We start from the raw sequence: 6,283 nt of genomic DNA on the forward strand, positions 1-6,283 counted from the left end.
TTTACTGAGGTAACATTACTATAAGTATTGCCAATGCACAATGCTATGGTCCGTCCTAGCGGAACTAGGTAACAGATGTTAGTAACTGAAAATCTTGATTGATTGATGCTGGCCTTCATTGAGATAATGGAGGTCAGTTTTTTTATATTATCGATTTAGTTTATAAATGAAGTGAAATTAGACTTATTTACCACTTCAAAAGTGGTTAAATTTAACTGTTCTTTGATATAATTAAAGTTTTTTCATCTATCCGATTTATGTTTTATTTCATATCAATATAAATTTCCCCCCTTCATCACGAGAAAGTCTACTTCTTTTCATCAATCTCTCCAAAAATAGCAACTACTATGATCTAGGGTATTATTCATTTTTTTCAAAAATTCGACTATAACAAAATTCTCCCAAATATGTCATACATCCGTTCTTAAATCTATAGGATTTAAGTTATTAATTAAAGCATTCCTTATTCATAGATCTCGAAAATAAATTTTTCTTAATTTTTTTATACCTGTTCTTTCGTTTAAAGTATAAGGTTGAAGTCTAAAAATAATAAATGCTTGTTCTAAAATTTGAACGTATTGTTCTACTGTTTTTGGATTCAAATTAGCCATTTCTCACAATTCGCGGTATGAAACCTCGTTTCAAATTTGTAATGCCAAGGCCTTTAAAAGCTTAATTAAATTCTCTGACTTTTTTATTTTATCAAATATTAAAATATCTTTATATGTATAATTATTAACCAAGTCATATAAGAGGTTTTCATCATAATTAAGCACTGAATCTGGATATAATCAAGTTATCATCCATTGATTAAGATTATCCTCAACATTTATCACTGCTTTCTGCTGTAGTAATTCAGAAACACTGAATGGATGAAGTATTAACTCAAATTTCCTTCATGTAAGAGGTTCATTAACAGAGTTTGCTAAATCCAAAGATGAAGAATTAGAGCTAGCCCAGTGTAAATCCCAAGGATTTCCAGTATTAAATACTAATTGTCCATCGATATATACTGTAACATTGCCTAAGAGTTCATTCTCATCTTCCGGCACATTCCGTATACTAAAATCGATAGAGTCTCCTTTAAGCACAACATCATCCACATTAACATCTAAAACAATATTTGGATTAACGTCATATATCCTAATTGAAGAGTCATCACTAAAAGTATAATTTCCACTTTCAAATCTTAAATCATATCTTAAGATGAAAGATTCATATTCATCATCATATTCTGTGGAATTGATATTAAAGAACCCGATAGATCCAATGCCGTTGGTGACATTAACACTGCGCTCTTCACCACTGATGGTCAATGTTAAAATCCCTTCATATTCCTCAGGTACAATAAAAGTTAAGTTGTTATTAGGTTTATTAACATTTATAGGATTTGCAATGACAATTGGATTTAAAGAAACATCATAGTTACTGCCCCCCTCCCAGTAAACTTTATAATCGCTGCCAGTATAATTTGGATAGATTTCATGATAACCAAGTTTTAAATTGCTTAATGTGACGTTTGCAAATCCATTTTCAACCGGAACAGAACCTAATAATTTGTATTGCTCATCAACTATTTCATAAACATCCAAATTTCCCTGTGCATCAGCAGGCAGATTCACGTAAATATATGTTGGTTCATTGAAATTGCACCAGTTATGTATGGAATATGTTGCAATATAATCAATTTCAAATTCGTAAGAATCTGGAGGATAATCATCACCTTCATAAATGAATTCTAAGTTGTTACTTCCATAATCTAATTTATCCTGTCCAATTGTAAAAATGCCATCTTCATCAAGATCTTCCGGTTTTATCGAATATTTTCTGCCGTTTATTGTACATGTGATATTGCCGTTGGCATCATTTGGAATAGATATTCTGATATGAATGCTATCTCCATATCGTAAATCTATAGAATCGAAATCTTCAGTTATATATACATCAAAGCCCCAGTATCCTCTGAAAACATATGTTTCATTGAATCCTTCAAAAGTATTGTCACCTGAATAGATTACATCAACGGTGTAGTTTTTATATTCCAAATTGCTTAATCCCAAATCATTAGCGGAAATTCGGGTATATTCATCAAGTTCAACATCATAGACCTTACATAATTCATCATCGACAAATATTGAAAGGTTTCCACCATTGCCACAATACCAGAAATTATAATTAATTAACTCAGAATCTAGGTCATGAATGTTATATTTTTCTTTAACTGAAATATAATAGTCCAATTCATCTTCCCAACCGGGATCATCATCCAAATCAGAATTGTCTTCGTCATCTTCATCTGAAACTATGTCGATATTGTCAACACTCGATTCAGTATAGTTTTGCGTGTCAACTGCCGTTAGATTGTTTACATCGTCATTTGCACTAACGGCTCCCATTGTTAAAATAATTAGTAGTAATAGTACTAAAATCGCTTTTTTAAATCCCATAATATCACAGGTTATTATTCTTTATATGGGATTATTTCTTTTTAAGAAAGTATTTAAGTCTTAGAAAGCTTTTGCTTTAATTAAGAAAATAAGTAAAAATAAGGATTGGTGGGTCCCTATTTTTTAACTTTAGCTGTTTTTTTGACGGTGTCTTTTAGGTATGTTGCCTGGTAGGTTATTTTTTTGCCTACTTTGAGCTTTTTAAGCACTGATTTTTTGATGGTTACTTTTGCGACACCTTTTGCATTGGTTTTGGCTTTGTATTTTTTGCCGTTGAATTTGAATGTTATGGTTTTCTTTTTAAGGTATTTTTTGTTTACTTTGGCGAGTGTTGCCTGCAGTATTAGTTTTTTGGCGGATTTTTTGACTGTTGCTGTTTTTAGTGTTACTATGTGTTTTACTGTTAGTGTTTTTGTTACTGTTTTTCCAAGGGATGTTATTTTTAGCTTGTAGGTTCCTGGTGTTTGTGTTACCTTGAAGCTTGCGACTCCTTTGGAATTTGTTTTGATTGGCTTTAATTTCTTGTTGTTTAGTTTTATAGTTACACTGACGCTCTTTGCCAATATTCCTTTGTTTTTGTATACTGTTATTTTGTATGTTGTTCCTGCTGAGTATAGGACTTTGGCATTGGAAGCTGTTATTGATGGGTTTGTCTGTATGCTTACCTCTGAGTCCTTTTTAAATGCAGGGTAGTTGTCGTCTCCGGAATACTGGAATGTTATTGTGTATTTTCCGTTCATATGGGATAGGTCTATTTTGAGTATTCCTCCAATGATTTCGTATACTTTGTATTGTGTTCCGTCAATGAATACTGTAATAGTTCCGGTTGCATCATCAGGGAATTCCAAAATGATTACTCCCTCATTGTCTGATTCTATAGTTTCGGGAACAATTTCCACAACAATATTTGGAACTACATTAACGGTAATGTTTCCTGCACTTGCTTTGAAATTTGAATCTCCGCCGAATCGGGCTTCAATGAGATATTTTCCTGCTTGTGGTGGAGTGAATGTGAATGAATTTCCATTACCTTCTGATCCAATAAAAGTGAAATTGGCATACAGGTCAACATTGCCTGTAACCGGGGCATTGTTTTCATTGAACACAAATGAAGTGATTTCAATTGAATCTCCAAGATAAATGTTGGATACGTTAACCATAATCATTGTTCTGGTTTCAATCAATGTAGTGTTTGTAACATTTTCTGGAGCAGTTCTATCAACAAAACTGCAGTTGGTGACAGTTCCACCGTAAACTGCATTGTTCACATCACCGGCATCATTTCCTATGAATTCAGATTCGCTTATCTCTACGTTGATGTTTCCATTGACATAGATGCATCCTCCATCAAGGTTCGCAACGCAATTTTCAAAGGTGGCTTTGCTGATAACTCCATTATTACCATTCCAATAGATTGCACCTCCACGACTTGCAGAAGAGCAGTTTATAAAGTTGCAGTTGAACACAGCACCATTCATAGCGCTCCAATAGATTGCACCGCCATTTTCTGCGCAATATCCGTTTATGAAGTTGATATTCTTTAAAGTGACGTTTGCAGCCTGAACCTTAAATATTCTTGATGTGTGGTTGGCATCAATAGTGTGGCCTTTGCCGTCAATGGTTATCGCTTTTGAAATGACAATTCCTTCATTGGATGATGATGCATCTTTAACATAATCCTTATTTAAGTTTAAAATGCCATTTTCAGGAGTGTTTGAGATTAAAGTGGATAGTTGTGAGAATGTGCCTGTGGAGTTGCTGTATACGTTGAATGAAGCGGTTTTATTTTCCGCCAGGACATAGTCATTACCTTCATAAGTTGCAGTCACATCATATTTTCCGATTTTTAAATTGTCTACATTGACACTTGCTTCGCCGTTTATGATGGTCGCAACAAGATTGGCATCTCCGACCTGAACCATGATGTTTCCATTTGCCTTTGTGTTAATTGTAAATGTGATGATGGCAGTTTCGCCTTCATCAATGTCAGCTGCATTGACTTTCAAATCGGCATTGGCTTTGGATGTGATATTACTTTCACCAAGCTTAACTGAATTTTTGTCGATTGGAGCATACTTTTTGTCACCTGCATAGGAAAGCTGAACTTCTTCATTTTCGTTCAAATTAACTCCTGTTATGGTGGCTCTGCCTCCTTCAAGAGTTTTTGTAAAGAACTGGTCACCTACCTTTACAATTATGTCTCCTGTTGCATCTTCATTGAGCTCTACTGTCAGCGTATCGGATGAATTGGAAATGTGAATAAATGATTTTGGCTTTGTAACTACAATATATTCGTTTGGTTCTTGATAAACAATAATGATAGATGTATAACGGCCATAATTTCCTTCATAAGTTATATAAAAATAATGCTTTCCAACACTTAGATTGGAAAGTGGTATTCTGGCCACGCCATTTTCCACATCTGCATCACCTAAACTTGCTGCAGATACTGTTCCATTAGCATCGATAGGCAAAGTAACTACTATATATTCATCATCGCCTACAACAATTTCATCTGGGTAAGTTACTGTCGGACATAGCTTTATACTAATCAAATCATCAAATAAATGGTATTTGCTATCATCGTATTTAAGATAGAATGTGTTAGAACCTATTTTGTAAAAATCATCTATGAAGACAGTTGACTTTCCGTTTATGACTTCAAACTGATTGAGGGTAATAATTTTGTTGATATTATTAATTTCCCTTTCTTGGCAGAGATACAGTATTCCATTAGCATCACTCGGCAGTTCAACAGTTAATGTTACATTTTCACCGAAATAAAGTTTTCTACTATAATAACCGCTGCCTGATTCTTCCAAATTATTGCCATATCCGCTGAGGTCCTTAATTGGAGGAACAATGCTAAATTGATATATATTTAAATAACCTGTAATGACTCGGCGTAAATCCTCATCATCAGGGGCATCGCTATCAAAAACGTATTTTGTTTCATCATAATCTATAATTCTGGCAAATATGTTATGGGTTCCATAATCTAAAGAAACATTCACCCTTGCATTGCCATCAACAATATCTACTGTTTGTATAGGTACTTCAGTATTATTGATGTCTTCATATACATATAACTTTCCAACAAAATCACTTGGAAGATTGGTGACAAATATTAAATCTTCGCCATACATCATGCTAGAATATCCTGTACTATTGGAATAGATTCCATGTTTTTCCCCAATGGATATTACTTCATATAATTCCGGATATTCATCCCCATCATAGCGCACAGTTATATTATATCTGCCTCTTTCCAAATGTGGAATGGTTAGATTGGCTGTTCCGTTAACAATCGGGACAATATAATCTTTGTCTGCAGTTACAATCAAATTTCCACTAACTTCTCTGGAAACTTCAAAATTAAAAGTGAGATTGTCTTCTCTAAAATAGTTATTATAATCGAAATTATTGCTTTGATGAAGATAATAACTTGCATTAACAGTATTATTCACAGATTTTGTCACATTTCCATTTGTATAGATTATCTTAACGTCATGGATGCCGCGAGGGATATTGGATATTATGGAATCATAGTATTGATTAGCATAGAAACTGTAATCACTATTAATAAATCCTATTTCAAATAGTTCATCATCAACAACGATTGAATAATGCCCTCCGTCATAGATTGACCTGATTGTAGCAATATAATCTCTATAATAATTTGAATTTCCAATACCTGCATATACGTTTTCATTAAGATCAATAATGACATCGGTTACTTCAAATGTGAGGGAGGCATTTGCAGGGTTATATATTTCATTTCCCAAATAATAAAATTCAATTGTGTGCTGTCCTAAATCCAAAGATGAAGAATTAGA

Annotated in this window: 2 protein-coding genes; both read right to left on the reverse strand. The window is 33.5% G+C overall.

Going from position 1 to position 6,283, the window contains the following annotated elements:
- Window positions 1–896: 896 nt before the first annotated feature.
- Entirely contained in the window at window positions 897–2,447 is a 1,551-nt protein-coding gene (locus QZ143_RS08875; protein ID WP_292883335.1) for a hypothetical protein, read from the reverse strand.
- Between the two features lie 116 nt (window positions 2,448–2,563).
- On the reverse strand, window positions 2,564–6,283 hold a 3,720-nt coding region (locus QZ143_RS08880; RefSeq protein ID WP_292883338.1), incomplete at its 5' end, for an Ig-like domain repeat protein.

Origin of the sequence: Methanobrevibacter sp. UBA188 (assembly GCF_905234905.1) — an archaeon.
Lineage (GTDB): Archaea > Methanobacteriota > Methanobacteria > Methanobacteriales > Methanobacteriaceae > Methanocatella.

Excerpts from the sequence above, each read along its gene's own strand:
- QZ143_RS08875 (WP_292883335.1), bottom strand. The coding sequence starts at position 2,447 with ATGGGATTTAAAAAAGCGATTTTAGTACTATTACTACTAATTATTTTA.